The following is a 26,965-nucleotide window of genomic DNA, read 5'->3' as shown; positions in this document are numbered from 1 at the left end:
CTTTTGTCCCAGCCTCTTTTTTATGCACTGATTTCTCTACTTACAGGCCTAGTAGTCCGTTTGGCCAAGCAAACAGCCTGCTACTGAATTTATGCAGCGTTTGAGTCAGCTGGATTTTATGTCACGGGTCAGCAAGTAGTCCGAGGTCCGAAAGTTCACAAAGCTGAGCCGGAAGCCATGGGATTGATCCCCAAATCGTTCTCCCGGAGCCACGATGACATGTTTATCCAGAAGTTCTGACAGTAAAGTATCCACTTCCTCAGCTGATTTATCCGGAAAACGGCAGTAGAGGTGAAAGCCCCCTAGGGCCTCTTGGAATGCGATGTGTTCACCATATAGCTCTTTGAGCCACGCTTCCAGCCTTCGAGCGCGTTTTTTCAAAATAGTGCGCACCTGCTTTTGATAACTGTTTATTTCTGTACGTAAAAAATGGTCGGCCATAAATTGAGGCAGAAAGCTCAAGTCTGAATCGATCTGTACCCGAATATCTGCCAGGTTTTCAAGTACAGGTTGCGGTCCGATCATCCAGCCAATACGCAAATGACGTCCTGCGAGTTTGGACAAAGTCCCTAGGTAGATGACTTGCTGGTTCTGATCAATCATTTTCAACGGTCGAGTATCTAGGGACTCATCAAAGCTCAGGCCACTATAGGCATCGTCTTCTACAACAGGAATACGTTTCATCAGGCAATAATCCAAAATTTCCTGCTTGCGTCTGGTGCTCATGACCAGGCCGGTCGGATTCTGGAAAACAGGATTCAAGAAAATCATTTTAAGCGGATGTTTAAGAGAGGCTTCCTGAAGCCCCTTGACGGTCATACCTTCTGCATCCATGGGTATGGGAACAATCCGGAGCCCGGCTGCCTGAAAAAGTCTAAGTGAATAAAAATAGGAAGGGGCTTCAATGCCTACAGCATCACCAGGCTTTAAAAGCCCCTGGCTGATCAGAAAAAGCGCATTTTGAGTGCCTGAGGTAATCATGATTTCGTCCAAAGGCACCTCCATCTGGTAGGTTTCCTGAAGAAAGGTTTGGACACTTTGTTTTAAGGATGAGATACCTGTGTGAGAAGTGGCTTGCTCTTTTTCCTGATCCACCAGTTCCTTCCAGGACAGATCCGGAGAATGCAGTTCCGGCAACAAATCAGGTGGGAGGATCCCCTTGGATAAATCAATGACCTTTGTTTTTTGAGACTCCTGAAGGGCTTGGGCGGCCTGTTCATAAGGACTGTGAGTCCCGCGCGGTTCTTCAATTAGCGGGCTCCCCCAGTTAATTACCGGCTTGGTCTGTAGTCCCCATTTATCAGGATTGACGTAAGTACCGCTTCCGGTTTTCCTGATCAGCAGACCTTGAACCGCCAGCTCTTCCAGCGACCGGATAACGGTCGACCGGTTGACACCCAGCGTCTCAGCTAATTTTCGTTCAGATGGCAGACGTGTCCCCGGACTTAATTCGCCCGCTTTTACTTTTTCCTCAATGAGCAGCATGATTTGCTGATAAAGAGGCAGTGTACTTTTTTGATTTAATGTCCAGTTCATACAGGATCCTCCTAACTTTTATTCAGTATAACACAAATTGGATGGGTAAATTACAATCCAATTGGATGTGTTGTCCACTTATTTTTTCAGCTACACTGATGGCAGTGAAAAATAGTTAGCAGGAGGAATTGAGATGAGCGACAAGATTATTGGAAGTGCTAAAGTTAAACGGGGAATGGCCGAAATGCAAAAAGGCGGCGTCATCATGGACGTAGTGAACGCTGAAGAAGCCAGAATTGCAGAAGCGGCAGGGGCAGTAGCTGTAATGGCACTGGAGCGTGTACCGTCTGATATTCGTAAGGAAGGTGGCGTCGCACGCATGGCTGACCCTAAAATCGTTGAAGAAGTTATGAATGCGGTCAGTATTCCAGTGATGGCGAAAGCCCGTATTGGACACATCTCGGAAGCCCGTATTCTTGAATCCATGGGCGTTGATTATATTGATGAAAGTGAAGTACTGACACCCGCCGACGAAGAGTTTCACTTGCTGAAATCAGACTATGTGGTTCCTTTTGTCTGCGGCTGCCGTGACCTGGGAGAAGCGCTACGCCGGATTGGCGAAGGCGCATCCATGCTTCGAACTAAAGGGGAACCGGGTACGGGAAACATCGTGGAAGCTGTCCGTCATATCCGCAAGGTCAATGGACAAGTCAATATATTGAAAACCATGTCGAATGCTGAGCTGATGACTTTTGCCCGGGATTTGGGTGCTCCTTATGAACTGGTCAAGGAAGTCAAAGATTTGGGTAGACTGCCGGTTGTCAATTTCGCTGCCGGTGGGGTAGCTACTCCAGCTGATGCGGCGCTGATGATGAGTCTCGGTGCGGATGGCGTTTTTGTCGGCTCTGGTATCTTCAAGTCCGATACGCCGGAAAAATTTGCACGAGCGATCGTTCGCGCCACGACCAACTATGAAGATTACGCTTTACTGGCAGAACTGTCTAAAGACCTGGGTGAACCAATGAAGGGAATCGAAATCAATACCATCCAGCAGGCTGAGCGGATGCAGGAACGCGGGTGGTAAGCGTGCCGAAGAAAATAGGGGTGCTGAACTTGCAAGGAGCAGTGCGTGAGCATATTCTGTCCTTAAAAAAACTGGGAGCTGATGCAGTAGCCGTCAAAAAAGCAAATGACTTTGATGACCTAGATGGCCTGATCATACCAGGGGGAGAGTCGACGGCGATTGGCAGACTGATCCGTGAGCATCAGCTCGAAGACCGTCTGCGTGCTTTTCATCAGGAGGGCAAGGCGATTTTTGGGACGTGCGCGGGGCTGATTTTGTGCAGCACGGATGCCAGTCACCCTACAGAGGATCTGCGACTGGGATTTATTGATATGGAAGTTGAACGCAATGGCTTCGGTAGGCAGGTCGACAGTTTTGAAATGCTGCTTGATTTTAAAGGCATTGATCATCCAGTAGAATCTGTATTTATTCGGGCTCCCTATATAAAGTCGGTGGGCCCGGCTGTTTCGATTCTTTCAGAACTCGAGGGCAAAATCGTTGCAGCTGAACAGGATAACGTGCTGGTGACTGCCTATCATCCGGAGCTGACCGATGATATGAGTGTACTAGAGTACTTTCTTAATAAGGCTGGCTGACTGAACGGACAAAAATAAATTAATTGAATACCAAGAAAAATCCCGCAACTGCTCAAATAGGCAGAGGCGGGATTTTTTTCAGAAAGACTGACGGTCAAGTATGATGTGCTCATCTTCATCGGTAAACAACAGGCGCAGTCCACGACTATTGGTTGATAGATCGGAGTTCATGTGCAGATGCTGGTAGTAAAAAGCCACTTCTTCAGCAAATGCCGTCTGCTCTCTCAAAGAAACATACCTGCCGTCAGAACTGATGACTACAGTGATTTGCTCAGCTGAGTAGTCTACATGAGCGATGTAAAGGCTGACAGCTTCCAAATCGAGGTAGTGGCTAATCGTTAGATTCTGGTAGGCATAAACTAAATCTGCAAACTGAGTGGGGGTCAGATGAACCTTGTCCCAGTTTATCCGGCCAGGCTCCTGGTCAAGTTCCTGAAGAATAGAGTCTGAATACAGAGAGGGCGACAGGTTAGGCTGAACAGGGCTAATTGCCTTACGATCGCTTTGATCTGTCAGGTCTGGTAACTGCATACGGTTCTCTTCGTCGTCTGCAAGAGTTTCTATTGAACCGTCATTCGTTACTGCAGTTGGATCCCGGTCAAAATCAGCGCATGAGAAAAGAAAAATAAGGCTTAAAAGGAATAAGGAAAGGTCTTTTTTCATCGCACTCCCTCCTGGAAGTAAAATCAAAAAAAATGGCAGACTACATACTCATATAGGAAAGGCAAGTAAAAACATGCTGATTCAGTGCAAGCATGCTAAGGGGGACAAAGGTAAGAGCGAGTGGGGTACGAAGGGGAAGTAAAGAAGAATACACACCTATTTTCTCATATCTGGGCTGCTTTGTAAAAATTATGCTCTTTTATAAAGCGTATTGAATCAGTAGTCAATCAGAAGTAAAAGATGGATTTGTCTTTCAAATAAGGAATTTTATCTAGTAAAAAGAGTGTATTCCTGTCTTGATCTCAAAATAGAGTACCTAGTGGCTTGTATGCCCAGCTGAAAGACGCGTTAGACAATTAATCAAATGGGAACTGATACAGGCTGCCAGATCGATTAGAGTTTATCCCGTAACAGTAATATTGTGATGTCCGCTTGACCGGGCAGATTGAACAGGCTGCTGCAGATAAATGTGTCTGAACGTCACATTATAAAGAAATAGTCAAGTGTAAAAAAGTTTATTCCAATATTATTAATCTTTATAGTTATGGTACAATATACAATAAATAAATTGATTGATTTTATACTTTGCAAAAGGCGAATAGAGTCACAAGCAGAGGGTGACAGGCAGAACAGACCAGCATAAATATACAGCCTGATTCATTCCCATATTGAACGAGAGAGGAATACGATGAATGAAAAGAAAAACAATAATAATCACTGTCTTTTTGGCTTTGCTGCTACTGTTGTTGCCGCTGATTACCTGGCAGGTGAATGCCGGCCGAAAGCTGGAGGTGCTGATTCTTGATAAAACCGTACCTGATCAGACTTATCGGGAGCACAAGGGAATCACCTGGGCTCTGAACCATTATAAATACTTAAATGAAGAGGGAGAAGCGTACAATCTGACTGAGGATTATATCGGGTTCCGTCCCGTAAATGAAACCGAGTATGAATGGTCCACACTGGCTGATCAGTCTGAGTCATCCTATGATTTAATTTATGTTGCAGATACATACGGAGTATATGAAGCTGAATTTTACGGTGACAACCAGTCTGGTGACCGTTCTGATTTGATATACGGTGGACTCACAGAAGAGGATGTTACGGAAATCGAAAGGCGGGTAGAGGAGGAGGGGACACCGGTCATAGCGGAATTCAACAGCTTTGCCAGCCCGACTGATCAGGAAGCGAGAGACCGCTTCACTTCCCTGCTTGGTCTGGAGTGGAATGGTTGGATTGGCCGCTACTTTGATGAACTGGATGGCGAAACGAATGATGAGATCCCAGCCTGGATGATCGACAATTATGAAGAGCAAACCGGATTCGGCTGGAACTTTACAGGTGGTGGCCTAGTATTTGTCAAAGAAGACGATTATATTGTAGTGCTAGAAGAAGGCTTGGATTTTGACAGCAGCGGAGTGACTTTCCGTTTCACGGATGCAGGAGCGGATTATTTCGGAACTGATTTGGCGTCCCAGTACGATTACTGGTTTGATGTAATCGAAGCTGAAGAGGCCGGGGTTCTGGCCCACTATGAACTGGAACTGACTGTGGAAGGAAGCGAGCACATGAGTGAGTATGGTATTCCATCAAACCTTCCAGCTGTAACAAAAGTCCAGAAAGCAGAGGTCCCTCTTTACTATTTTGCCGGAGACTATGCTGATCTGGAAACGACCCCATCGTTTTACCAGTACAGCGGTCTGGACCGGGTGAACCGTTGGCTCAGCCGGCTGCAGTTTAGTGGCGAGCAGGCATTTTATTATCGGGCTTATCTTCCCATGATAAGTACTATCTTAGAGGCTACATATAAACAGGTAAACAGCATGGCTGAAAATCCAACTGCCTCACACTCAGAAGACACTCAGGATCAGATCCAGCGTTCCAAACGGGAATCTTACGAAGAAGACGGAATCACGTTCAGCAGCCGGGTCATTTCTGAAGGGTTTGAAGTCTATGAAGACGGTCAGTGGCGGGCTGTCGACATTAAAGGGGTTAATATGGGAATGGCCAAGCCGGGAAGCTGGCCGGGCGAAGCGGCTATTTCCATGGAAGAGTACGTGAGGTGGCTGGAGCAGATTGCTGACATGGGCGCCAATGTTCTTAGAGTCTATACCATTCATCCACCGGCGTTTTACCAGGCCCTTTTTGAGCATAATCAGCAGGCCGAAGAACCGCTCTATGTCATGCATGGAGTCTGGATTGAAGAAGAGGCTCTGGAATCTGAGCTGGATGCTTTTTTACCAGAAATCATTGAAGGCTTTGAAAGTGAAATCAGCGACGTAATTGACGTTCTGCACGGAAATGCGGACCTGCCGGATAATCCGGGACATGCATCCGGACGCTATACTTATGATGTTTCTCCTTATGTGATGGGCTATATCCTCGGGGTAGAGTGGTACCCACGCATGGTTGAACAGACGAAAGAGAACTACCCGGATCTGCCTGATTTTTCGGGCACTTATTTTGAAACAGTGAATGCCCATGCGTTTGAAATCTGGCTGGCCGAGAGAATGGAATATGTTGTTGCATACGAAGCAGAGCAGTACCAGGCCATGCGGCCGGTCAGTTTTACAAACTGGCCGACAACGGATCTGCTGGAGCACCCGGCAGAACCGTCTGTTGAAGAAGACTTGGTCAGTATCGATCCCAATACAATAGTAGAGACGAAACAGCTGAAAGCCGGATATTTTGCGAGTTATCATGTGTATCCCTACTATCCGGACTTTTTGAATTATGAAGAAGACTACATTCATTTCATCGATCACCGGGGCGAGCCAAATAACTACGCAGGCTATCTTAATGAACTGATCGAAGCCCACCGGATGCCGCTAGTTGTTGCGGAGTTTGGTATTCCTGCATCCCGAGGCATGACGCACCGTAATCCTTTTGGCTGGAATCAGGGATTTATGTCTGAAGTCGAGCAGGGTGAAACGGTTGTCCGTTTATTTGAAGATTTGTTTGAACAGGGGGCAGCGGGCGGTCTGGTCTTCACCTGGCAAGATGAATGGTTTAAGCGGACCTGGAATACGATGGAGCTGGACAATCCTGATCAGAGACCCTACTGGTCCAATGTTCAGACGAATGAACAGCGCTTTGGACTGCTGGCTTTTGAAACGCTCAGCAAACCTCTTGATGGTGACCCAACTAAATGGGATCCGTCAGAACAGCTGGCTGAAAAAGATGAAGGGCTTCTGCGCAGCCTGTCTGTCGCACACGACGAAGCTTATTTATATTTCATGATTGAGATGGAACCGAATGAATGGGAAGAGGAGACGGAACTGCTTCTGCTGTTGAACACGAGAGAAAATGAGGGCAATACACGTGTGCCTGCTTTAGGTGACCAATATTTTGAAGCAGGTGTGGATTTTGTCGTCGAGTGGTCCAAAGAGGAAAGCCGGGTACTGGTCGACAGTCATTATGACCCTTTTTATTTTCAGTATGGATATGAATTGAATTATCTGGAAGAAAACAGTGCAATTCAACCCGATGATGGTCAGTTCAATCCGATTCGATATGCCTTATCCAAACCGATGACCATTCCTTCAACAGGGGAAGAGATACCCTTTGACTTTTATGAAACCGGTCATCTGAGAGAGGGAGTAGGAAATCCAACTTCCGACGCCTATGACTCCCTGGCGGATTACCTATTCAATAAGGAAGAAGGAATCTTGGAAGTCCGTCTCCCCTGGCTGCTGATTAATGTGAAAGACCCTAGTCAAAAAGAAATTTTAGGAAATTTATGGGAAGACGGCATGACTGCTTCAGAGCAAATTGAAGGGATTCATCTTTCTCTGGCAGCCGTACAAACCAATCAGGAGATTGAAAAGCTGCCGGCAACTGAAGACTGGCTTGTTTATGAATGGGAAAACTGGGGTCAGCCGGACTATACCGAACGGCTAAAAGATTCCTATGAGATTATTAGAGATTATATGCATAGAGAAAAAGGAGTGGAATAATCGATGAAAAAAATACTGGTAGTGGACGACGAGGCTGTGTTGCGCATGCTGATTGTGGACAGTCTGGAGGACCTGGGACATCCCATTGATGAAGCCGACAATGGCTTTGATGCACTCGATTTAATCAACACAGTAGACTATGATGTCATCTTGCTGGACTATATGATGCCGGGAATGACCGGTATCGATTTACTTGAAAAAGTAGATAAAAGTCTGGAGAATACCTCTGTGGTCATGCTTACGGCCAAGACACAGGACAAAGATCAGCAGCGGGCAGATGAAGCCGGGGTAGACATATTTATGAAAAAACCCTTCAGTCCAATTGAGCTGTATCACCTGGTAGAGGAGCTGACCAATGGCTGAACGTCTGAAACAGTCTCTCTCAATCCGACAAAAGTTCTACAAAATGTCAGCCTTACTTTTGTCTGTATTTCTGATGATCATGTCCATCGGTATTTTTACGGTTTTGAGAGAGCAAGAGCAATTAAACCAGCGCTTTGAAAGCAATACTTTAAAATACGACTCAATTAATAATCTGGCTGAAAGTGTCAATCAGGTATTTTTCAGAGCAAGAGGCTATTATGCCTTTCAGGATGAACGTGAACTTGAACTGCTCTATGAGAATCTGGACCAAGTAGATGATGATTTAGCTACCTTTGCCTCATTACCTTTAAATGAGACAGAAGAAACCCTTGAGGAGACCTTATCTGAGTTTTTTGTAAACTACAGGCAGAATATCCTTCCCCAAGCCTTAGGCTTTGTCCGGGAAGATGACTATGAATCCCTAAGAGCGTTGGCAAGTGGAGGGACAAATCAAATAGTCAATGAATTCATTGATTATACGAATGAATTCAGAGAAGCCAATCAGGAGCAACGAGACCAGATTTATGCTGATTCAATGGCTTTGATTGACGTCTTTACGACCGGCTTTATTTTTCTGGGTATTGCCAGTTTTGGACTCTTTGTACTCGTCATCGGCAGTATGCTCAAAGATATCATTACACCGCTGAACAACCTTATCGTAGCCACTGACAATCTTAAAGACGGGCATAAGGCGTATCTGGAAGAAGACTATCAGTTAAAGGAACTGAGTACACTGGCGAACTCTTTCAATGCTATGGCTTTAGAAGTTAATGAGAAAGAGGAGGAGCTGACCGCACAAAACGAAGAGCTGATTGCCCAGCATGAAGCTCTGGAGGAGAATCAGGACCAGCTCCAGAGACATCTGACAGAAATCGAGCATATTAATAAGGCGCTCGATCAGTCGGCTTTGATGTGTATCACGGATCCAAAAGGGATCATGCTGAAAGTAAACGAAATGTTCTGCCAGGTCTCTCAGTATGCACCAGATGAGCTGGTGGACACCCCCATCCGTATATTAAAAAGTGGCCACCATAGTCCAGAGTTTTATGACAAGCTGTGGCAGACAATTACTAAAGGGAAGATATGGACTGGAAAAATTAAGAATGAAGCAAAGGACGGTTCAGCTTACTGGCTGGACTCTACCATTGTTCCCTTTCTTGATAAGCACGGTAAGCCTTACCGTTATATTCTCATTGGAATCGATGTCTCCGAGAACAAGCAATACGAACTTGAGCTCAGAGACTTGCTTGAAGAGACTCAGACGGCCAAGGAAAAAACCGAGCGTTACAGTAATTTAAATAAAGCCCTGACAGCTACAGTAGAGCGAAGAGAATTTTTGAATCAGGTATTTGGTTACTTTAAAGACACGTTTGCCTTCGATAAAGGGATACTGGTCAGCATGGAACAGAAAGAGTACGAAATGAAAGGACTGTGCAGCGTTCGGGTACAGCAGTTCCTGACAAATACATATAATCAGGATATTGTTGAACGATTGAAAAAAGAAAGCATTTTCAGGATTAAGCGCAGCACCCAGGCACATGAGGCGGGAATTGCTGAAGAAGAGGTATTTGCCTATGATCTCTATGCCTCCATAGGCAATCCGGATCAGGTGGATTTAGTATTGGCCCTGACACGTATCGGACATGATTTTACTCCGGAAGAAATGAATGACATTTCTGTACTGATGGGTCAGTTGGGGGTCGCTTCCAGCCGGATTGATATATACGAGGCTGTCCAGCATGAGCGAAGCTTGAATGAAAGCATCGTTCAAAATGTGACCGAAGGCCTGCAACTGGTCAATTTAAATGGAGATCTGGTTCAGTCAAATGAAAAACTGCTGGAACTTATCGATATCGACACTTACCGCAGCCGTAAGGTGATTGATCAGGAACAGTGGATCAGTGATTTTACTGCAAGATGCATCGACCAGACTAAGACAGAAGCCTTCTTCCGAAAAGCTATTGGCAAGGATTATACAGCGATCTCGTCTATCCGCTGCCAGATGAATGATGAAGAAGGCAGACACATGCAGATTTATACGTCACCGGTATTCATTAAGGGTGACAAGACGGGAACAATCTTTATGTACCGAGATATTACAAAAGAATTTGAAGTAGATACAATGAAATCTGAACTGGTCAGCACCGTCAGCCATGAACTGCGGACCCCTCTGTCTAGTGTGCTGGGCTTCACGGAAATGCTATTGATGAAGGAACTGAAGCCTGAGAAGCAGAAACGGTATCTGGAAACAATCTATAAGGAAGCCAGACGATTAACGAACCTGATCAACGACTTCCTGGATATCCAGCGGATCGAATCCGGCAAACAGCAGTATCAGATGGCAGACATCAATCTGAATGAGGTCATTATGGAAGTGATTGATACCTTTAAACACGGAGAAAATCATCTTATTTATCTGGAGGATTCAGCCGCACATACCAAAGTGCATGCGGACAAAGACCGGATGGTCCAGCTGCTGACAAATCTGATCAGTAATGCTGTCAAGTTTTCGCCGGCAGGCGGCAAGGTGAGTTTGAAAATTAAAAATGCCAATAACCAGCTGATTGTCAGCATCAAAGATCGGGGCATCGGCATACCGGAAGCTGACTTAAAAACGATGTTCACGAAGTTCAAGCGAGTCGATAACAGCTCCAGCAAAAAAATAGGCGGAACTGGACTAGGTCTGGCAATCAGTAAAGGGATTGTCAAGGCTCATGAAGGGGATATCTGGATCAAATCCAAGGAAAATAACGGAACCACTGTCAGCTTCTCTCTTCCACTTGTCAATGAAATGCAGGAAGACAAGCATGCGTATAATCTGGATGAGACCGATCAGGTACTCAAGGGGAGTGTTTTGCTAGTGGAGGATGATATCAGTCTGGCAACCATGCTTTCAGAATCATTAAAGTCTAATGGCTTTAATGTCATCCATTACTTGAGTAGTCAGAATGTCGTTGATATTGCAACTGAACAGCCGCTGGTCGGCATTGTTGTAGATCTGGTGCTGGAAGATGGCCTGACAGGATGGGATCTAATTCATTCCATACGCCAAAGCAGCGCTACCCAGCATATTCCGATTGTTATTTCTTCAGCCATAGACAAGTCTTTGGACAAAATAGAAGAGTACAGTGTGCATGACTACCTGGTCAAGCCTTACTCGCCGAAGAAACTGTCCGACATCATGCTGAAGCTGGTTTGAACACACAAGCAGTCAGCATACAGCAATACTGTAGAAGAATAGTCAGTGCACTCACTCAGGAGGGTTAGTTTGAATAAGGAGAAGCTACAAGACATTATCAAAAAAAGCCAGCGACAGTTTCTGGTTGAAAATAATGAGCAAATCACTCACACCAGCCGTAATTTAATTGCTTATATTAACAAGGGAGAAGAAGAGGACTACGAGGTCCTCTACCAGTTTTATCATCGAATCAGAGGGACATCCGGGACACTCGGCTTAAAAGATATCGAAGAAGTGGCCGGAAAAATAGAAGAACTGATGCTGACAGAAAAAGAAAGTTTGACTGAAGAATACGCCCATATTTGTACGCTTGTCAAAGGTACGGGCAAACTGCTTGAATTGATCGAGTACAGACTAAGCGAAGTTCTGATGGAGGTCACTCAAACACTGCATGAAGAAAGTGTGCAGGGAGAAACGCGTCTTTACTCTGGGAAATTGCTTGTTGTGGACGACGATGTATCCATGCTCAACTACCTAGAGGAAGTTCTCAAGCATCAGGGGTTTGAAGTGTACTTGACGAGCAGTCCAGACGAAGCGCTTGACTATTTAAAAAATGGGGATATCGACCTGGCTTTAGTAGATGTGGTGATGCCTGAGAAATCTGGGTTGGACATTTACCAGGAAATACTGAAAATAAACAGCCGAATGCCGATTATTTTCATGACGGGTCTGAATAGCCGGGATGTAAGATTGGAAGCCTTGAACCAGGGGGCCGAATTTTATATACAGAAACCAGTCGATCCAAAAGCGCTGATTGCTCGAATCAGTGGTTTAATCAACAAGAAAAAAATAAACGACAGCCGGCAGAATCGGGACGAGCTGACTCAAGCCTTTACCCGCAAACAGTTTCTTCGTTCTTTTGCACAGGAAAAACACCGGTTTGATGAAAGAGGGACACCGTTTAGTGTAGCCTTTATGGATCTGGATTATTTCAAAACGATTAATGATACTCAGGGACATCTTTTTGGTGACCAAGTTCTCAAGCGTTTTGTCGACGGTATAAGAACCCACTTGACAGACGGATCAGAAGTGTTCCGCTTTGGCGGAGACGAGTTTCTAGTCCTGTTTCCGGGTCTAAAGGGTGAGCAGGCTAAGGAAGTAGTCGAGAATATCCGTGAGACCATAAACAGCAGACCACTCATGCTGAAGGATGGCTCCGAGCAGATGGGGATTCGTTTCAGCGCAGGAATAGCTGAATTCAGTGAGCAGGTCTCAAGCAAGACTCAGCTTTTGGAAAAAGCAGACCAGTCACTGTATATCGCCAAAGAAAAAGGTAAAAATCAAACCGTTCTGGAAGGAGAATCTGAAGAGGTTCCTGGAAATAATATCCTGGTCGTTGATGATGAAACGCTTCTCGCCAATATCATCAAAACCCGTTTGGGATATCTTGGCTATACCGTTGAACACGCCAAAGATGGGCAGGAAGCGCTGGATAAACTATCGCTGGGTCAGTATGACCTGGTTCTTCTTGATATCATGCTGCCCAAGGTCACGGGCATAGAAGTGCTGAAACACATGAAGGACCGTAAATTAAACGATCGGGCCAAAGTTATGATGATATCCGGCAAGCACAGCGAGGCCTCTGTGATGGAATGTCTAAGACTGGGCGCGGATGATTTCTTTGAAAAACCATTTTCATTGGAAGTTCTTGAACACAAAATCAAAAAAATATTGACCTCATGAAAGAAGGGTAAAAGATGGCAGAAGCTTATATATGGAGAGTGATTCTAGCCTTGCTCCTGATCAACAGTGGGATTTTTATCTTTGTTCTGGTCAAAAAAATAGGAATGAAAATTCTGGCTAAGAAGAAGGCAGACATTCGGAAGGCTTACGAAGAGAGTGTCATTCAGTTTATCAGTTTAAATGATACTGAGCTGTCACTGAGGCCCGAGACCCTTCTTGAGAAAAAGGTCCTCCGTGAGATAATTCTGGAATACAGCGACTATATGACAGATAGTAAGCGTGATGTGCTGGCAGAAGCTGCTCAGACCGCTGCAGTCAGTCACAAAGTGTCCCGCTATTTGTCCAGCAATAGCAGCTCAAAGCAAAAGATAGGCACTTATTTAGCCGGTGAGTATAAATTGGATGAAATGACTGATCAGTTACTTGTACAGTTGGATACAACTAATGATGAATTGCTATTTGTCACCGCAAGAAGTCTGATCCGACTGGGAGATGCCAGGCACTTGAACAGAATTTTATTTCAAGCCAATTTGACGAATCGTTTGGACCGCAAGCAGGTCCGGACGCTTCTGGAAAGTGTAAAGAGTGATATCAGTGATTTTCTGAGCGAAGCTATCCATTCAGAGAACTGTTCACTGCAGACGGTTGCCCTAGAAGAAGCAGGGAAGCGTCACTATGCAAAGAGCATCGAATGGATTCGATTTTTTCTGATGCATGAACAGAAAGAGCTAAGAGTATCGGCTCTAAAAGCAGCCTACAGTGTCGGAGATATGGGAGATGAGGATTTTCTTGCTGCTGTTTTTTCAGTCAGTCAAGATCCTGAGTGGGAAGTACGGGCGTTTTTGGCCAAGTACTTAAGAAAAATTCGGCTTGAGCGTTCGATAGAGGTCCTGCAGACTTTTGTTACTGACCAAAATTGGTATGTGCGGCATAATGCTGCAGAATCTCTACTTTTTCAGGGTGAAAAAGGCAAGAGCGCTTTATCGGCTCTTCTTGATGCCGATGATCCTTTTGCAAGAGATGCTGCCCGGGCGGTGCTGCAGAAAGAAGCCTTAAACAAGCGCGTCTGACTGTCCAGAGAAAGTTGGCAGTTGTGCGGGCCAGCAGAAGGGACTAATAAAGGAGGAACACATGACTGCCATTGTTGATTTTATTATTCAAAGTATCATCATCTTTAATTATTTTGTCTTGTATTATGTCCTGACAATCAACACGTTCTACGCTTTTCTTTTTATCGTGTCGGTCCGGGCACTATATATCGACAGGAGAAAAAAACGTTACTGGTCTTATGAAGAAATGGCTAGTTCAGCCTACACGCCTCCTTTGTCGATTGTTGTTCCCTGTTACAATGAGGAAGCCACAGTGGTAGATAACGTCAAGGCTCTTTTAAGTCTAGAGTATAATGAATTTGAACTGGTTGTGGTTAATGACGGCTCCAAGGACAAGACGATTGACCGACTGATTGAGGAGTTTGATCTGGTGAAAGTAGATATGCCGTATCAAAAAAAAATTCAGACACAGAACGTTAGAGGCCTTTATCTGTCCTCCCTTTTCAGTACCATCACGGTCGTTGACAAGGAAAACGGGGGGAAGGCGGATGCCTTGAATGCCGGGATCAACATGGCCAAGTATCCAGTCATTACCTCCATCGATGCCGATTCAATCATTGAGAGAGATTCGCTGATCAAGGTGATCCGTCCGTTCGTGGAAGACCCGACTGTAGTCGTTTCAGGTGGAGTGGTAAGGCCAGTAAATGACTGTACGGTTGACAAGGGATTCATTGAATCTATCCGCCTGGCTAAAAGCAGTATAGCGCGTTTTCAGACGGTTGAATATCTGCGAGCCTTTCTGTTTGGGCGACTCGGTCTCGGCAATTTAAATGCCTTGCTAATTGTTTCAGGAGCTTTTGGAGTGTTTAAAAAAAGTACTGTGATTGAGGCAGGAGGCTACACAGAAGACACGATTGGAGAAGACATGGAGCTGATTGTCAAGATCCACCGTATGATGAAAGAGGCAAATAGAGACTACAAAATCGTGTTTGTACCTGATCCCGTCTGCTGGACCCAGGTTCCTGAACAGCTCAAGGTACTCAAAAGTCAACGTAAACGCTGGCATATTGGCTTGATGGACAGCATGCTGAAGCATCTGAAGATGATGTTCAATCCAAAATACGGTTCAGTAGGTATGCTGGCCATGCCGTACTACTTTTTTGTAGAAATGTTGGGAGCAACAGTCGAGATTTTAGGCTATGCGTCGTTCGTTTTGTCTTTCTGGCTGGGTATAATCAATATCCAGTTCTTTCTTCTCTTCTTGGCCGTATCCATATTGTATGGAATCTTTTTGTCCAGTTCAGCGATTCTACTGGATGAGTACAACTTTTCCAAGTACTCAGACGTCAAGGAGTATCTGCTACTGATGCTCTACAGTGTAGCCGAAAATTTTGGCTACCGGCAGTTGACAGCCTGGTGGCGATTCAGTGCCTTCTTTACGTACAAGAAAAAAAGCAAAGTCTGGGGTGAGATGACCCGTACAACATTTAGTTCTGATCATTCGGATTAAAACTGATGAAATCAAGGACTGAATTGACTGGCAGAAAAGCAGCAGGAATAAGCAGTGTCCGTTTGTAAGCCAGTGCAGACGGACACTTTTATTTTGAAAATAGTGGCACTCAGCTGCATCTGGACCAGGAATCATTGTTCAGCAAAATAAACTTCTCTGCCGGTCCAGGAAGGAGAGCAGGCCGTCTGTTTGAAAAGAATTGTATGTATCTGCACACTTTCTCAAACGCAAGGGGTTCAGTGTAAACTTCTGCAGGGGTAAAAAACTGCGGTATAATAAAGTAAACGAGCACAGTGAAAAGCAGGTATGCCTGCTATCCTGGCATAAAGGGAGAGAATCATATGTTTGAGCAGTTGTCTTACTTTCAAATAATCAGCCTGACAGGAATCGTGGGTCTTAACCTCTACAGTTATCTCTTGTTTTTCTTGGATAAACAGCGTGCTAGGAGAAATAAATACCGAATTTCAGAAAGAAAGCTGCTGTTTATCACACTGGTTGGTGGAGGAGTCGGTTCCATGGTGGCTATGTCCAAATTTCGACATAAAACACAGAAAACGGCATTCAAAAGGCTAGTGCCTTTAGGGGGATTGCTGACAGTTATACTGGTTACGGTGATTTTATTGCACGTACCGTAGAAGTGAAGAATACATCTGTACAGCGCTACCGGTTCAAAAAAGAGGATTCAAGCAATAGGCTGTTTGGATGTTGCGAAAAAAGAGCAGCTGTCTAAGCATCAGTATGCTGATATCTATGATATATTAAACACAATAAAGAGGGTTTTTGCTGGAGGGGATCATATGCTGCATTTTCATAAAGACCAGTTGACTGTATTTCAAAGTGCATTGTATCAGACAACAACTGCCGTTGTTGAGACAGAACAGGCCATGATCATTACTGATCCGAACTGGCTGCCTGAAGAAGTGAGAGAGATCAAGCAATTTGTGGATGACCGACTGGGAAATCGGATGCTGTACCTGATCTATACCCACAGTGATTTCGATCACATTATAGGTGCGGGAGCTTTCCCGAAAGCTTTTGTCATCGCATCTAAAGCTTTTCACAACAATCCAGGCAAGCGTGCATGTCTGGAGGAAGCCAAAGCTTTTGATAGCAAGCATTATATAGAGCGCGATTACACACACGTCTATCCCCATGTGGACCGGATGATCACCATGGATGGGGACGCTCTCAAACTGGGGGATATGACCTTGCACTTTTATCTGGCTCCCGGCCATACCGCCGATGGGCTCTTTACGGTCATCGAGCCATATGGCATTCTTCTTTCAGGTGACTATCTATCTGATGTTGAGTGCCCATTTATCAGCTACAACTGGAAAAAGTACAAGCAGACTGCAAAGAAGGCCGGGGCCATTATGGAAGAGCATGATATTCGCTGTCATGTTCCGGGTCACGGGAATGTAACTGAAGATAAAAATGAAATGATTGCTCGGCTTGCCTTTACCCAGGATTACCTTGACCGTTTAAACCGTGATGTGGATGCGCTAGAAAAAGAATGCCGCGAGCGTTTTCTTTTCTTTGACGGCATGATTGATATGCACCGAAACAACATAAGAAGAGCCGCCAAGGAAGAGCACCGCTAAAAAAGGTGAAGGCCGGAAGTTCCTTTATTTGATCTTTGGGCTATGACTAAAGATTAAGCAACAGTATCAGCTTAAGGGATAGCTTCAGGATTCATATAAGAGAAACCAGTAGCGGGTAGTTTTATTTTGCAGAGGAGAGAAAGCCTGATGTTTGAATACAAAATAGACCAGGAGTTGTCACTAAAATTAACAATGCCAAAAGACAGTGCTGAACTGTTTGAACTGATTGAGGTGTCCAGAGCACACATAGGTGAATGGATGAGCTGGGTTCATCAGATAAAAAGTCAGCAGGACGTCCAAGACAGTATTGAACAGAATTTAATTGAACTATCCAAACAAAAGGGCATGCACTGCCTGATTGTTTTTCGGGGGAAGATCATTGGATCTGCTAGCTTAAAGTATTTTGACTGGGATGTCAGAAGTGCGGAAATCGGTTACTGGATCTCGCCGGCTCATGAGGGAAAAGGAGTCATGAGCCAAACTGCTCAGGCACTGACTGATTATGGTTTTGAATACTACAAACTGAATAAAATAGAAATCTGGGCAGCGGAAGAAAATGTCAGAAGCCGAAGTATTCCTGAGAGACTAGGATTTGTCCTGGAAGGCATGCGGCGAGCCAATGAGCGCATCAATGGCCGTAGCCACAACATGATGATTTACGGCCTGCTGAGAAGTGAGTGGAAAAATATGAGCAGGTTTCACCGTGACTGACAGCTGCTGGAATAGTTTTGACAGTTACATAGTCAAAGGCAGAAGAAGACCGTGAGGCATTCAGTAAGAGCAGTGATGCTACTTTGGTCTACTGAAAAGAACCTGCTTAGCCAGTTTATACAGTAAATATGATTTTGTCTATTCCGGCGAGCGGACTGTTGAGGTCTGTTATGACAGGGATCAGGGTGGAATACTAAAAAACAGGCAGCACAGAATACTGACTGTTTTACTTTTAGAAGAAATGACAGCATTAAAGCGTGCTGTGAACCAAAGCTGTTTTAAAGACGCTGTAAAGTAATGAGGCAAACTGGAAAAGCATGGATGTCAAGGGGCTCTAACTGCCTGAAGATCAAAAAGCATAAAAATAAGCAGCAATAGAAAAGAGGACGGTCAGAGGCATGCAGCACCTCTGGCCGTCCTTTTTAGGGGATTCGGGAAGTCTTTTATCTTTAACAGTTGGCAATTACAGTGTTAAACCAATGTACGTTCTACTGGGACTTCTGCACGACCTTGCAATGGCGGAATTCTTGGGATAGACAATGGGGTAACAATAAACGTAATGACCAGCAAACCTGTTAATACATATGAGAGAACTTTTCTGCTCTGCTTCATAGTGGACTCCTCCTTAGTTAGAAGACAACCTGTTTTCAATCTCCGTCAGCGCCAACTGAGAAAAGGATAAAAGTTTGTTATTATTTTGGATTTTGAAAATGCTGGACGACAGTTCAAAACACTCACGTGAATTGTCCAGGTTACCCAGTTTAAAGAAGATATGCCCTTTAGTGTGATAGTAGTCGCCTAACGAGTAAAGGGAGTTATTTTTGACCAGCATATCGATGCCTTCAGATACATAAGACAGCGCCTCTTTGTTATGATCTTGCTGCTCCAAAGTAAGTGCATAATTCAGGATGATTTTAGAACGAATTTCATAATCGATTGATTCATCGATCAGGTCGATTCCTTTTTTATACATAGCCATGGCTTCCTGATGCATCTCTTTGCTGTAGTAAATTATACCACGCGTGTTGTAAATCTCAACAGCTAAAGACTTGTTGACATCACCTAAATACATATCGTTCAAAATATCAAGAGCCGCATCTGGTTCGCTGTACAAGTGATACTTTAAAGAGGCTTCGACCATGGAAAAGAATACTTTGTCGTTGACGTCTCGTGCATTGTTGATCAGCTCTTTGTGGTGATCCAACAGCAGCTCAATTGTCTTGTAGTCCCGAGATGTTAAATATTCACGAATGGTTTTCTGTACATCATCAAGTTCATTTTTCTTGTTGTTGTCTTGTTCCGCTTTCAGGAGCTGGTTTTCCTCGAGCTCCAGGCGTATTTCAAGTTTGTTTAAAATCGATTTTTTTGGAACGATGTCACCCTTTTCAACCCGGCTGATCAGTGCCTGGGCACATATATCTTTGGCCAGGTCCTGTTGGGTCAGACCAAGTTCTTTACGCCTAGTCTTGATTAGTTCACCTAATTTCATTATTATCCCACGCTTTCTATAATATGAAGTATAAAAGATTCTTTTGCAGTTAGCAATCAATATTAATAAATATTACAGAAATGATTTATTTTTCATAAAAATGCAATAGTTTGACAAGGGAAAGGAGAGTAGGGTATAATAATCTCTAATTCGAGATAAAAGTTATTTATCCCCTCGTGAGTAGTAGTATAGTTGGTGGGGTAGCATTTATTCCTGTTTCGAATTAAGCATAAGACTAAAAAGTCAGCTAAAGGATAATGAGTATATATTAGGAGGAACATATATGGAACCAGTTTCGGGAATACACCATGTCACAGCAATCACTAGCAGTGCAGAAAAGATATATGAATTTTTTACGCATATTTTAGGCATGCGTCTAGTCAAGAAAACGGTCAATCAGGATGATATTCATACCTACCATCTGTTTTTTGCCGATGATAAAGGAAGTGCGGGGACAGATATGACCTTTTTTGATTTCCCCAACGTACCCAAAGGCAGACACGGGAACGATGAAGTATCACGTACAGCTTTTCGAGTGCCTGACAATGAAGCTTTGAACTACTGGCTCGAGCGTTTTGACAAGTATGACGTCCATCATGAAGAAATTCAGACCGTCTTTGGCAAGCAAGTGCTGCCATTTGTTGACTTTGATGGTCAGCAGTATCAGCTGATGTCTGATGAGGGAAATGAGGGCGTTGCATCCGGAACACCCTGGGAAAAAGGCCCAGTACCATTGGCTCATGCCATTACCGGTTTAGGACCAGTGACTCTAACTTATTCAGACTATGACTATATCAAGGCGGTTTTGGAGCAAGTCTACGGTATGCAAGAAATTGCCCAGGAGGGCGAGCGTTACTTGTTTGAAATGGGTGAAGGAGGAAACGGAGCTCAAATCATTGTTGAAATTGACAAGTCGCTGCCTCCGCACCAAGAAGGAGCCGGTACCGTCCACCATGTGGCTTTTAGACTGAAAGACAAAAAAGCCATCGATCAGTGGATTGAGCGGTACCGTCAGTTCCAGTTACCCAATTCCGGTTTTGTTGACCGTTTTTATTTTAAATCTCTGTATGCCCGTATTACCCGAGGCATACTGGTCGAACTGGCTACAGACGGTCCAGGATTTATGGGGGATGAGCCTTATGAAACACTAGGAGAAAAGTTGTCTCTTCCTCCGTTTTTAGAAAGGGATAGAGAAGCTATCGAAGCACAGGTCCGTCATATTGATACGGTCAGAAGTACTCAGGTATTTATAAAAGAATAAGCAAGTGCTACATTCACCATAAAAAAACAAAATGCATCCAACCTTCTTGACCTGATAACAGGCGTGAGAAGGAGGATGCATTTTGTTTGCAGTTAAGGCTCGCTTTTATAAAAAGCCAATTTCCTCATACTGTATGCGCGTCAACTGGCTCACCAGTTGATAATACCTATGGCTAAAACAATCAGTATGGCTATCGGGGCGATAAATTTTGCTGTGAAAATAAGAGGTTCAGCCCAAGCCTTGCCATGAATGTCAGTATGGTGCAGGATATCTTCCGTGCTCCATGACCAGGTCACGAATAAAACGGAAATCAGTGCACTCAAAGGCAACAGTAGATTGCCGGTAAAGGCGTCGACAAAGTCGAGGAAACTGTCTCCAAAAACTTCAATATCCACAGCTCCTTGACTAAGCGACGAAAGAATACCGATTAAAGAAATGACAATGCCGGACAGTAGTGTAGTCGTTTTGCGGGACAGATTGAACCGGCGCATGAAGTAGGCCACGGAAACTTCCAAAAGAGAAATCGCAGAAGACAGTGCTGCCAATGAAAACAGAATAAAGAAGATCAGACCCACAAGTGTTCCGATTCCACCCAGACCTTCAAAAATGGTTGGAAGGACGATAAAAACAAGGCCTGCACCTTCCGACGGATCAAGACCGAAGGCAAAAAGCGCCGGGAAAATGATCAAGCCTGAAATAATAGCAAACAAGGTATCCAGTACAATAATGATTGCTGCCGAGGAAGGCAGGCTGGATTCAGGATCCAGATAACTACTATAGGTGAGCATGATACCCATTCCCAGACTGAGTGTGAAAAACGCCTGACCCATGGCTGCAAGGTAAATATTGGGATCAGTAAAAGCGCTCCACTCCGGACTGAACATAAAGGCCAGAGCCTCACGGGTCCCACCCAGTGTCATGCTGTAAACCGCCAGTCCGACTACCAGAATACTGAGTAGGGGCATCATGACTTTACTTGTCAGTTCGATTCCTTTTTGAACGCCGACATAAACAATCCCGATACTGAGAGCCATAAACAAAAACTGCCAGGCAACGGGCTGAGCTGCACTGCCGATAAATTGACTAAAGTAGTCTGAAGGATCGCCGGAGATTCCACCGGTCATGTAGTCAAAGGTATAGCGCAAGGACCAGCCGCCGATGACGCCGTAAAAGGACAGAATCAGAAAAGCGGCCAGTACACCCAGTCCTCCGGCTAAAAACCAGGGTTTTTTAGGTGCAAGCTTACTGAATGCCTGAACTGCATCTGCTTGTGACCGTCGTCCGATAGAGAACTCTATCAGCATGACAGGAAAGCCCAAAAGCAGGACACTGACCAGATAAATAATCAGGAAAGCTGATCCTCCATTTGACCCCATGGCGAATGAAAACCGCCAAATATTTCCAAGTCCTACTGCAGAGCCCATTGTGGCTAGGATGAATCCCCAACGCGAACCCCACTGTTCTCTTTTTTCTACCATTGAAATAACTCTCCTTTTTATCATAATGACATCTGAACAGTATACATTATCGATTAAGCTATTGAAATGCTTCTCTCATCATATATTCATTATATTTGCTTATTTAATATTGAATGTCTTTGTAAAAGGTTGCAAGGTGTCAATCAGTAAATTTTTTTAACTTAAGGCCGTTCAGAGTGTTTTGGCAATGGTATGATAGGGCTGGGTCAGTCATCTGTCTGTCTTTGTCATGAGTAAAAAAATGGCTGAATTAAAACTGCTAATACATAAAGCAGTCTGTACAGAAGGATAAAATAGGAAGCCTTAAATTATAATGAGACAAATGAGCTGAAATTAATGAGACAAAGCAAAAAAAAATTTGCACAATTTTAAATATGAGGTAAACTTGAATAAAGCGTTTACATAATGAAAGGGATGGTTATATGCCAACAGTCGCTGTAGCAGGAGGATCCAGAAAGGAAATACTTGAGCTGGTTAGACTGAGTAAGTCTACGCTTTCTGAAGAAGTTAAGTTTATTGTATTTGACACGGAAGCCAATCTTGCTTCCCGAGATGTTTGGGATTACCGAGCATGCAGCAGCTTGGAAGAGATGGTTCGAAAAACGGTTGCGTGCGCAGCTTCCGGCGAAGCCGATATTCTCCTCAAGGGAGGGATTCAGACGCACAGCTTATTGAAAGAAGTTTTAAGAGCAGAACATAATCTTAAACAGAAAAAACTGCTGTCTCACGTGGCGCTGATCAGCCTTCCTTCATTTCAGCGGCCGATATTGCTCACTGACGCGGGAATGAATATTTCGCCAAGTACAGAGCAGATGAGTGCCATTATTGACAATGTGCTGGATGTGACGCAAGCGATGGGGATGAGCCGGCCCAAGCTTGCGATTTTAAGTGCAGCAGAAAATATTAATCCTAAAATGCCGTCCTCCATCACCGCACAAAAACTCACAGATCAGTTCAGAAGTGACCGCCGGGCTATTATTTACGGTCCACTATCGTTAGATCTTGCTTTGTCGAAAGATTCAGCTGAACTGAAGCGCTTTGAAGGACCCGTTCGAGGGGATGCAGATGTGCTGGTTGTCCCAGGAATTGATGCCGGCAACGTATTGTACAAGTCCCTTCTGCTGTTTGGCGAAGCGAAAATTGGCGGAACGATTGTCGGAACAAGGGTCCCGATTGTTCTGACATCACGGAGCGACACTGTCGAAAATAAGCGGTATGCACTCGATTTTGCCTTGATGCAGTTGAGTAGTCAAACAGAACACACCTTTGCAGGAGAAGACAGATGAGACAGTATATTTTAGCAATCAATCCAGGTTCAACATCAACCAAAGTTTCCCTCTTTGATGGTCAAGGAAACCAGACCGCCCAGACGATTCGCCATACAGCAGAAGAGCTGAACTCTTTTAACGGAGTCATGGAGCAGAAAGCATTCAGGAAAGAACTGATAAAGGGGTTTTTAAAAAAGAATCAGGTCTTGCAAGCAGAACTGCAGGCGGTCGTCGGTAGGGGAGGTCTGCTTAAGCCGATTCCTGGAGGAACTTATCTAGTGGGAAAAGACATGCTGGATGACTTGACAGAAGAACGGTATGGCACCCATGCATCCAACCTCGGAGCTGTTCTGGCTTACGGTATGGCACAAGAAGCAGGCGTAGAAGCCTATATCGTTGATCCGGTAGTGGTAGATGAGTTTGAAGATGTTGCCAGAATTTCCGGCCTAAAAGGAATAGAGCGCCGCAGTGTGGTACATGCACTGAATCAAAAAGCAGTGGCAAGAGCAGTATTGAAGAAAGACGGGAAAAACTATACAGACTGCTCAGTTATTGTTGCGCACATGGGCGGTGGCTCAAGTATTGCGGCACATCGTCGGGGGAAAATGATTGATGTAGTGAATGGACTCGATGGTGAAGGGCCGTTTACTCCTGAACGAACCGGTGGCTTGCCTCTGCACGATTTTGCCGCAATGATCCTGACAAATGGCTGGAGTCTACAAGCAGTCAAGGCAAAGCTGGCTGGACAAGGTGGAATGTACTCTTACCTTCAGGAAACTGACTTAAGAAAAATTATTGGCAAATGTCAGTCAGGAGATAAAGAGGCAAAACTCTACCTTGACGCGATGACCTATCAGGTGGCAAAAGCAATTGGAGAAATGGCGACGGTGCTGGAAGGCCGGGTAGACCGGATTATTTTGACCGGAGGCGCTGCCTATTCCACTGCTTTAGTCGACCCTATTATCCGGCGGGTAGGCTGGATTGCTCCGGTTGAAATCATGGCGGGAGAAATGGAGATGGAAGCTCTTTTCGAAGGGGTCAGTAGAGTACTGAACGGGTCTGAAGCAGTCAGACATTACCGGTAAGATTATATGGATAAGGAGGAGGTTGACATATGGCAATTGAAACAGATTTATTGATCCTTGGGGGAGGAACCGGTGGCTACGTTGCGGCCATTCGTGCCGCTCAGCAAGGAATGAAAGTTGTTCTTGTAGAAAAGGATAAACTGGGTGGAACTTGCCTGCACCGGGGATGTATACCAACCAAAGCTTATTTAAGAAGCGCAGAAGTAATGGACACTCTCAGAGACGCTGAAAGTTACGGCATTGATCTGAAAGAAAAAGGTGAAGTCAACTACGGCAAGGTGGTTAGTCGTAAAAATGAGATTGTAGATACCCTGCATCAGGGGGTAAAAGGGTTGATCAGCAAGAACAAGATTACGTATCTCAAAGGAAAAGGGGCAGTTCTCGGGCCCTCTATATTCTCACCAGTTTCAGGAGCTGTCGCAGTTACCTTTGACGATCCTGACAGAGAGGAAGAGATTTATGTGCCCAAAAAGCTGATTATTGCAACCGGAGCGGTTCCTAACAGCTTGCCAACCCTGCCGGTTGATGAGGAAGTCATATTGTCTTCTAATGGTATGTTTCAGTTGGAGGCATTGCCCGATTCCATGGCGATCATAGGAGGCGGAGTGATTGGAGTCGAATGGGCTTCTATGCTCAACAGTCTGGGAGTAAAAGTGACAGTAATTGAGGCACTGGACCGTCTAGTCATCAACGAGAGCGAAGCTGTTTCCAAAGAACTTTACAGGCAGTTTATCAAACGTGGAATCAACATCGAGCTGAATCAGCCAGTCAAAAAAGCAGAAATGAAAAATGGCAAAGTGCTGCTCTCTTTAGAAGAAGCAGAAGAAGTTCTAACAGTGGATAAAGTACTGACTGCCATTGGGCGCAGACCGGTTGTGGACGGCCTTGGACTGCAGAACACATCAGTGAAATACACTGAAAAAGGGATAGTTGTCAACAGTCATTATCAGACGAGTGAAAGCCATATTTATGCTATAGGAGACTGTATCGACACTATGCAACTCGCTCATGTAGCAATGAAGGAAGGAGAACTGGCAGTTGAGCATATAGTGAAGAACACGAGCGAACCGCTGGCCTATCATAATGTTCCCCGGTGCACATATACCTCGCCTGAAATAGCCAGTGTGGGTTATATTAGAGAAACTGTACCAGAAGGGAGAAGGGTCAAAATCGGGACGTTCAGTTTCGGTTCAAATGGCAAAGCCCTTATCAATGGCAATGCTGAAGGCCTTGTGGAAATCATCAGGGATGAAACATCCGATGACTTGCTTGGTGTCTCAGTCATCGGCCCCCATGCGACCGAGCTCATCTCGGAGGTCAGTACAGCAATCTATATGGATGCCAGTCCAATTGAGTTGGGAGAGGCCATCCATCCTCACCCGACTTTATCGGAAGCCATACAGGAAGCGGCTCTTGATACTTATAAATCAGCGATTCACAAATAGGAAAGTGAGTGGACAGACTATGAAGAAATTGGAAGCATCGGGTTTGACAACAGAAGAAATCATACAGGCTTACCGAACTATCCTGTTGGGCAGAAGACTGGATGAACGCCTATGGCAGCTGACTCGGATCGGCAAGACCTCCTTCAATATTTCCGGGCAGGGACATGAGGTTGGTCAAGTAGCGATGGCGATGGCTTTTCAGCCTGAAAAGGACTACTTTCTGCCCTACTACCGGGACATGAGTGCCTGTCTCGTATGGGGAATGACGCCTAAAGATATCCTTTTGGGGTCACTCGGAAAAGAGGACGACCCTTCCTCACACGGACGGCAGATGCCAAACCATTATGGCTCCAAGGAGCATAATATCGTTTCTCATTCTTCTACAGTGAGCACGCAATTTCCGCTGGCTACCGGTGTAGCTTACGGAGCACAGCTGAAAAAAGCCGACTACGTTACCTTGACAGCCACTGGTGAAGGGGCAGCCAATCAGGGAGAAGTACAGGAAGCCATGAACTTTGCCGGCGTCAAAAAACTGCCGATGGTTTTTGTGATCGAAAACAACGGCTATGCTATTTCTGTCGGAGTAGATGAACAGTACGCGAATGAAAAGATGTCAGACCGGGGGCCAGCTTATGGCTTTCCTGGTATCCAGGTCAATGGAAATGACTTTGCGGAAACTTATCTGGCTTTCAAGAAAGCGGCTGACAATGCCCGTAGCGGCAAAGGGCCGACGCTTATTGAGCTGATGGTAACCCGGCTGACTTCTCATTCAGCAGATGATGACCACAGTATTTACCGAACAAAGGAAGATTTGGCCGGCCTGAGGGAAAAGGATGGTCTGACCCTGTTTGAAAAACAGCTGATTGAAGAAGGATACCTAAGCCAAGAAGAGCTGAAGGCAATCGACAGTGACCTGAGAAAAGAAATCGATCAGGCAACTGAAGCGGCAGAAAGAATGCCGGATCCCACAGCAGATTCAATCCTCGACCAGGTATATGCAGACTGATAAAGCGAAAAGGAAGTGTAATGA

Annotated in this window: 20 protein-coding genes; 16 read left to right on the top strand and 4 right to left on the bottom strand. The window is 44.9% G+C overall.

Going from position 1 to position 26,965, the window contains the following annotated elements:
- Positions 1–105 precede the first annotated feature (105 nt).
- Positions 106–1,536, bottom strand: a complete 1,431-nt coding sequence (locus ADIAL_RS06830) for an aminotransferase-like domain-containing protein (RefSeq protein WP_034301714.1) — start codon at positions 1,534–1,536, stop codon at positions 106–108.
- A gap of 133 nt (positions 1,537–1,669) precedes the next feature.
- On the opposite strand from ADIAL_RS06830, the gene pdxS reads away from it, so the two are divergent.
- Positions 1,670–2,560 (top strand): pyridoxal 5'-phosphate synthase lyase subunit PdxS, encoded by an 891-nt coding sequence (pdxS, locus tag ADIAL_RS06825; protein WP_034301711.1) that lies wholly within the window; start codon positions 1,670–1,672, stop codon positions 2,558–2,560.
- A 2-nt stretch (positions 2,561–2,562) separates the two neighbouring features.
- Positions 2,563–3,135 (top strand): pyridoxal 5'-phosphate synthase glutaminase subunit PdxT, encoded by a 573-nt coding sequence (gene pdxT, locus ADIAL_RS06820; RefSeq protein WP_034301709.1) that lies wholly within the window; start codon positions 2,563–2,565, stop codon positions 3,133–3,135.
- A 78-nt stretch (positions 3,136–3,213) separates the two neighbouring features.
- Here pdxT and ADIAL_RS06815 read toward each other — a convergent pair whose 3' ends face one another.
- On the bottom strand, positions 3,214–3,798 hold the full coding sequence (locus tag ADIAL_RS06815) for a hypothetical protein (protein WP_034301706.1): 585 nt from the start codon (positions 3,796–3,798) through the stop codon (positions 3,214–3,216).
- Positions 3,799–4,490: 692 nt separating this feature from the next.
- Here ADIAL_RS06815 and ADIAL_RS06810 point away from each other — a divergent pair.
- The 9 genes from ADIAL_RS06810 to ADIAL_RS06770 all read left to right on the top strand — a co-directional run bounded on the left by ADIAL_RS06810 (position 4,491) and on the right by ADIAL_RS06770 (position 17,909).
- Complete coding sequence (locus ADIAL_RS06810; RefSeq protein ID WP_034301703.1) at positions 4,491–7,754, top strand: hypothetical protein; 3,264 nt, start codon at positions 4,491–4,493, stop codon at positions 7,752–7,754.
- Positions 7,755–7,757: 3 nt separating this feature from the next.
- Positions 7,758–8,117 (top strand): response regulator transcription factor, encoded by a 360-nt coding sequence (locus tag ADIAL_RS06805; protein WP_034301700.1) that lies wholly within the window; start codon positions 7,758–7,760, stop codon positions 8,115–8,117.
- Positions 8,110–11,316, top strand: a complete 3,207-nt coding sequence (locus ADIAL_RS11105) for an ATP-binding protein (RefSeq protein ID WP_051503789.1) — start codon at positions 8,110–8,112, stop codon at positions 11,314–11,316. Before ADIAL_RS06805 ends, ADIAL_RS11105 begins: the two co-directional genes overlap by 8 nt.
- A gap of 69 nt (positions 11,317–11,385) precedes the next feature.
- Positions 11,386–13,038, top strand: a complete 1,653-nt coding sequence (locus tag ADIAL_RS11100; protein WP_051503788.1) for a response regulator — start codon at positions 11,386–11,388, stop codon at positions 13,036–13,038.
- 14 nt (positions 13,039–13,052) lie between these two features.
- Positions 13,053–14,108, top strand: a complete 1,056-nt coding sequence (locus ADIAL_RS06790) for a HEAT repeat domain-containing protein (protein WP_034301697.1) — start codon at positions 13,053–13,055, stop codon at positions 14,106–14,108.
- A gap of 61 nt (positions 14,109–14,169) precedes the next feature.
- Positions 14,170–15,597, top strand: coding sequence for a glycosyltransferase family 2 protein (locus tag ADIAL_RS06785; RefSeq protein ID WP_034301695.1), 1,428 nt, complete (start codon positions 14,170–14,172; stop codon positions 15,595–15,597).
- Between the two features lie 341 nt (positions 15,598–15,938).
- Positions 15,939–16,232 carry a DUF1294 domain-containing protein gene (locus ADIAL_RS06780; RefSeq protein WP_051503787.1) on the top strand — a complete coding sequence of 98 codons (294 nt, stop codon included), beginning with the start codon at positions 15,939–15,941 and terminating at the stop codon, positions 16,230–16,232.
- 162 nt (positions 16,233–16,394) lie between these two features.
- The gene (locus ADIAL_RS06775) at positions 16,395–17,198 is read left to right on the top strand and encodes an MBL fold metallo-hydrolase (protein WP_034301760.1); all 804 of its coding nucleotides are present in this window, start codon (positions 16,395–16,397) and stop codon (positions 17,196–17,198) included.
- A gap of 147 nt (positions 17,199–17,345) precedes the next feature.
- Complete coding sequence (locus ADIAL_RS06770) at positions 17,346–17,909, top strand: GNAT family N-acetyltransferase (protein ID WP_034301692.1); 564 nt, start codon at positions 17,346–17,348, stop codon at positions 17,907–17,909.
- 625 nt (positions 17,910–18,534) lie between these two features.
- On the opposite strand, the gene ADIAL_RS06765 is transcribed toward ADIAL_RS06770, so the two are convergent.
- Entirely contained in the window at positions 18,535–19,398 is an 864-nt protein-coding gene (locus tag ADIAL_RS06765; RefSeq protein WP_051503786.1) for a helix-turn-helix domain-containing protein, read from the bottom strand.
- 283 nt (positions 19,399–19,681) lie between these two features.
- Here ADIAL_RS06765 and ADIAL_RS06760 point away from each other — a divergent pair, with 283 nt between their 5' ends.
- Positions 19,682–20,659, top strand: coding sequence for a ring-cleaving dioxygenase (locus tag ADIAL_RS06760; protein ID WP_034301687.1), 978 nt, complete (start codon positions 19,682–19,684; stop codon positions 20,657–20,659).
- 149 nt (positions 20,660–20,808) lie between these two features.
- On the opposite strand, the gene ADIAL_RS06755 is transcribed toward ADIAL_RS06760, so the two are convergent.
- Positions 20,809–22,137 (bottom strand): sodium-dependent transporter, encoded by a 1,329-nt coding sequence (locus tag ADIAL_RS06755; protein WP_034301683.1) that lies wholly within the window; start codon positions 22,135–22,137, stop codon positions 20,809–20,811.
- A 422-nt stretch (positions 22,138–22,559) separates the two neighbouring features.
- Between ADIAL_RS06755 and ADIAL_RS06750 the strand changes: the two genes are divergently transcribed.
- Genes ADIAL_RS06750 through ADIAL_RS06735 form a run of 4 tightly spaced genes read left to right on the top strand, consistent with a single transcriptional unit; the run spans position 22,560 to position 26,941 of the window.
- On the top strand, positions 22,560–23,423 hold the full coding sequence (locus ADIAL_RS06750) for a phosphate acyltransferase (RefSeq protein ID WP_051503785.1): 864 nt from the start codon (positions 22,560–22,562) through the stop codon (positions 23,421–23,423).
- Complete coding sequence (gene buk, locus ADIAL_RS06745; RefSeq protein WP_034301679.1) at positions 23,420–24,490, top strand: butyrate kinase; 1,071 nt, start codon at positions 23,420–23,422, stop codon at positions 24,488–24,490. The genes ADIAL_RS06750 and buk overlap by 4 nt, the downstream gene beginning before the upstream one ends.
- 29 nt (positions 24,491–24,519) lie before the next feature.
- Positions 24,520–25,935 carry a dihydrolipoyl dehydrogenase gene (lpdA, locus tag ADIAL_RS06740; protein ID WP_034301677.1) on the top strand — a complete coding sequence of 472 codons (1,416 nt, stop codon included), beginning with the start codon at positions 24,520–24,522 and terminating at the stop codon, positions 25,933–25,935.
- 19 nt (positions 25,936–25,954) lie between these two features.
- The gene (locus tag ADIAL_RS06735; RefSeq protein WP_034301674.1) at positions 25,955–26,941 is read left to right on the top strand and encodes a thiamine pyrophosphate-dependent dehydrogenase E1 component subunit alpha; all 987 of its coding nucleotides are present in this window, start codon (positions 25,955–25,957) and stop codon (positions 26,939–26,941) included.
- Positions 26,942–26,965: the final 24 nt, after the last annotated feature.

This window comes from Alkalibacterium sp. AK22, from assembly GCF_000585255.1.
GTDB lineage: Bacteria > Bacillota > Bacilli > Lactobacillales > Carnobacteriaceae_A > Alkalibacterium.
This window is presented reverse-complemented; position numbering and strand designations above follow the sequence as displayed.